Source organism: Hydrocoleum sp. CS-953, from assembly GCF_002260545.1.
Taxonomy (GTDB): domain Bacteria; phylum Cyanobacteriota; class Cyanobacteriia; order Cyanobacteriales; family Microcoleaceae; genus Trichodesmium.
Map to the genome: position 1 here is coordinate 1 of NZ_LGSU01000589.1, position 3,752 is coordinate 3,752.

At 35.2% G+C, this 3,752-nt stretch carries 2 protein-coding genes; one reads left to right on the top strand and one right to left on the bottom strand.

Annotated elements, in window-relative coordinates:
- Positions 1-170: 170 nt before the first annotated feature.
- Entirely contained in the window at positions 171-1,166 is a 996-nt protein-coding gene (purM, locus tag AFK68_RS06455) for a phosphoribosylformylglycinamidine cyclo-ligase (RefSeq protein WP_094672060.1), read from the bottom strand.
- Between the two features lie 652 nt (positions 1,167-1,818).
- Between purM and AFK68_RS43815 the strand changes: the two genes are divergently transcribed.
- Complete coding sequence (locus tag AFK68_RS43815) at positions 1,819-2,850, top strand: septal ring lytic transglycosylase RlpA family protein (protein WP_094672061.1); 1,032 nt, start codon at positions 1,819-1,821, stop codon at positions 2,848-2,850.
- The last annotated feature ends 902 nt before the right edge of the window (positions 2,851-3,752 follow it).

Genomic DNA, 3,752 nt, shown 5'->3' on the forward strand with positions numbered 1-3,752 from the left:
ATATTTATTATCATACTAATGATTGACACAAAAAAAATAAATAATTAATTAATATATATATACATACATTATATATACATAGTTATTATAGTGATTGTTTTTTTCTTGGGAAAATGCTATCATTCCGCTTTATGCAAACAAATTCCTATGGATAAATATTTTATCAAAAACTAATTAACTTCACCCAGACTATAAGCTCTTATTCCTTGAGAAGCAAACCAATTAATTGCCATTTCTGCCTGAGTTTGTGATACCAAAACTACAAAACCAATCCCCATATTAAAAGTATTAAACATCGCCTCCTCATCTACATTACCAACTTCGGATATCCACCTAAAAATAGGAGGAATTTCCCAACTATTTCTATCGACATTAATAGACATTCCTGTTGGCAAACAACGAGGTAAATTTTCTGGTAAACCACCCCCAGTAATATGAGCCATACCATGAATATTTAAACCAGCTTTTTGCGCTGCTAAAATTGGTTTGACATAAATTTTTGTGGGGGTTAATAACGCTTCTCCCAAACTTTTTTGCTCCAAAAAATCTAGGCTATCTTCTAAAGAAATATTGGACTCATCAATAATTTTTCTAACCAAACTAAAACCATTACTATGAATTCCACTACTTTCTAATCCAATTGCCACATCACCTGATTTTACCTGAGAGCCATCCAAAATCAAACTTTTTTCTACAATTCCCACAGAAAAACCTGCCAGATCGTACTCACCAGGGGAATAAAAACCAGGCATTTCTGCGGTTTCCCCCCCAATTAAAGCACATCCCGCTAAACGACATCCTTCTGCAATACCAGAAACTACTTCAGTTAACTGTTGTTGATTTAATTTTCCTGTTGCCAAATAATCCAAAAAAAATAGAGGTTCCGCCCCCGATGTCAATACATCATTGACACACATAGCAACCAAATCAATACCAACAGTATGATGACAATTAAGAGTATTTGCCAGTTTTAATTTTGTACCCACACCATCAGTACCAGAAACCAAAACAGGTTCTTTGTAACCTGTTGGTAAAGCAAATAATCCACTAAACCCACCTAACCCTCCTAAAACTTCCGGTCGGTGGGTACTAATAACCATATTACGAATATTATTAACAAATTCACGACCAGCTTCAACATCAACACCAGCTTGTTTATAATCCATCATGTATTAGGCCAAAACTTTAATTGTGTGCTAGACAACAAAATACAAGGGACTATTTTCTGAAGATTATTTTCTCGCAAAAGTAATTTGCAGACCCCCTTTTTTTTAGCAGCTATCAACTTTTCCTGGAAAATAAAGAACTTGCTGTGTGTTAATAGGATTTTTAGTCCCCCATTACACANACACCAGCTTGTTTATAATCCATCATGTATTAGGCCAAAACTTTAATTGTGTGCTAGACAACAAAATACAAGGGACTATTTTCTGAAGATTATTTTCTCGCAAAAGTAATTTGCAGACCCCCTTTTTTTTAGCAGCTATCAACTTTTCCTGGAAAATAAAGAACTTGCTGTGTGTTAATAGGATTTTTAGTCCCCCATTACACACTTTGAGAAGCTGATAGCTGATAGCTGAGTGCTTAGTGCTACTTCAACTATGTCTAGTTTCTATAAGTCTACCATCAGCCTTGTTTGTAGCAAATCAACCAAAAAAATTTTAAGATTTGTTTCCCAAATTTAAAAGTTTGTGATAATCTATTTCAGTTCCTTAATAATACTTAAACATCGAAGAGTCTGAGTTATCGGGAATAGTCATTGCTGGACTATACCAACGTAAATCTAACTCAACGAGTGCTAGTAAAAAAAATATCTTGATGAAGCACAAAATTTGGACTGGTCTTACTACTTTCCTTCTATTTTCTAGTTTAGGTGTAGTGTCCTGTTATGCCGATACTTTTCCGGAAGGAAAAATTGATCGACAAAACGAACTAATAGATAGAAGTTCAGAAACAAATGATAATTCACAGAAAGCCATTGCCAACAGACAAGCAGATGTTCTAAAAGTTGGAGAATACCAGTTAAACACACAAGAAGGGCAAAATACCATTACTAAAATTCTTGCCCATGAACTGGTCGGTCGCCAAGCTGCAACTCTTTATGTTCGTAATATTCCAGTTCTTACTTTTCTTGACTCTGAGGAAACTAACAAGAAGAGAGATAATCAAAACTCAGACTCTTCGGTGAAAGTAGGTACTATTCAATCTTCTAACTCAGACCAACCAAAAGATTCCGTGTGGCGAGCATCAGTAGTTGCCTCCCGACTAAATCAACTTATTCAGGAAAGTCCCAATCTAGATATTACAGCAAAGTGGGATGCAGACAGGGAAGGTTACATGATTCTGGTCAATGAGCAAAAATTAGTAGAAATAAATGACCAAACTATTCTGCCAGATACTACCAAGAACTTAGCAACAGATACTTTACAAGCAACTAACCGCCTACGGCGACAAGTTAATAATGCTCCTCCTCTAAAAGAAATAGCAGGCAAACCAAAACCTAAACCACAACCGGAGCCACAAAAAGTTGCTGTTGGACGAATTACTTTCCAATATCAAGGTTGGGCATCTTGGTATGGGCCTGGATTTCATGGTGGCCTGACCGCCAGTGGTGAGCGTTTTAATCAATATGTAATGACTGCTGCTCATAAAACTCTGCCTTTTGGGACAAAAGTACGAGTAACTAATCTAAATAATGGTAGTTCAGTTATTGTCAGAATCAATGACCGTGGTCCATTTACTCCAGGTAGAGTGATTGATGTATCATCTGCTGCGGCTCGTATTTTAGGTATGATTCAAAGTGGGGTTGCTCCTGTCAAAGTAGAGGTTATCGAATCTCGTGGATCATAATCAGCTTTAAGGTAGTTGGCGATCTGTTTTACATTCAATTGATTAAAAGGTGGTAATAAGCAAAAATTGGGAGGGGGAGAAGATAAACTTTTCCTCTATTTTTTTAGCTTTTATACAGGTATGATAAATGTTTGTTACCAAAAAAATTGAGGTAGTAAGTAGTAAGTAAATCTTCATATTTCCAGAATCAGAAATTAAGTTTCCCACGATCTGATTGGGTTATTTTTAACATTCTTTTGGCATGAATTGTATTATACTCGATTCCAAAAAGATGGTTAGATTAAAATTATCTGTAAAACGATAGCAATCCTATTTGAGTATTGTACAAAATTCAAAACCTTTTGGGAATAGGTGGTAGTTTGAGTTTTTTATTTACTTTTTGATTTGTCACAACCAATGCGCAGATTGCTATATTAATTAAGATATTTATGCTTCTCTTACAATCTAATATTGTAAGCATTCAGCAGTCAGCTATCAGCTATTAGCTAGCCTCCAGCAGAGGAGCTGCGCTAACAGCTTCATGACCTTTATTTGGAAACTCAAGCTCGTCGTTCTTGTCCTTCAGTTATCTGGTTAAAAATGTAGTAGAATTTCAGGGAATGCTTGCTTCATTTATTTAAACTCTACCCTTAAGAGCAGGGTCTTATTTAAAAATCTGAGAGATGACTGCTAATAGCTGAATGCTTACCTAATATTTACCACCTACGAACAAACTCAGACTCTACAAGATTTTATAAAATTGGTATTAATTAAAATTTTTGAAGTCAGAAAGCTTAAAAAAACTAAGTATTTCATTAATTGATAATTGATAATGGATAATTGATAATTACAAGAAGGTTAAAACCGTTACGGAATTGAATATCGGGAAATATCCTAGCACTTTTTTTCCCCTATCCAAGGGG

Excerpts from the sequence above, each read along its gene's own strand:
- AFK68_RS43815 (WP_094672061.1), top strand. The coding sequence starts at position 1,819 with ATGAAGCACAAAATTTGGACTGGTCTTACTACTTTCCTTCTATTTTCT.
- purM (WP_094672060.1), bottom strand. The coding sequence starts at position 1,166 with ATGGATTATAAACAAGCTGGTGTTGATGTTGAAGCTGGTCGTGAATTT.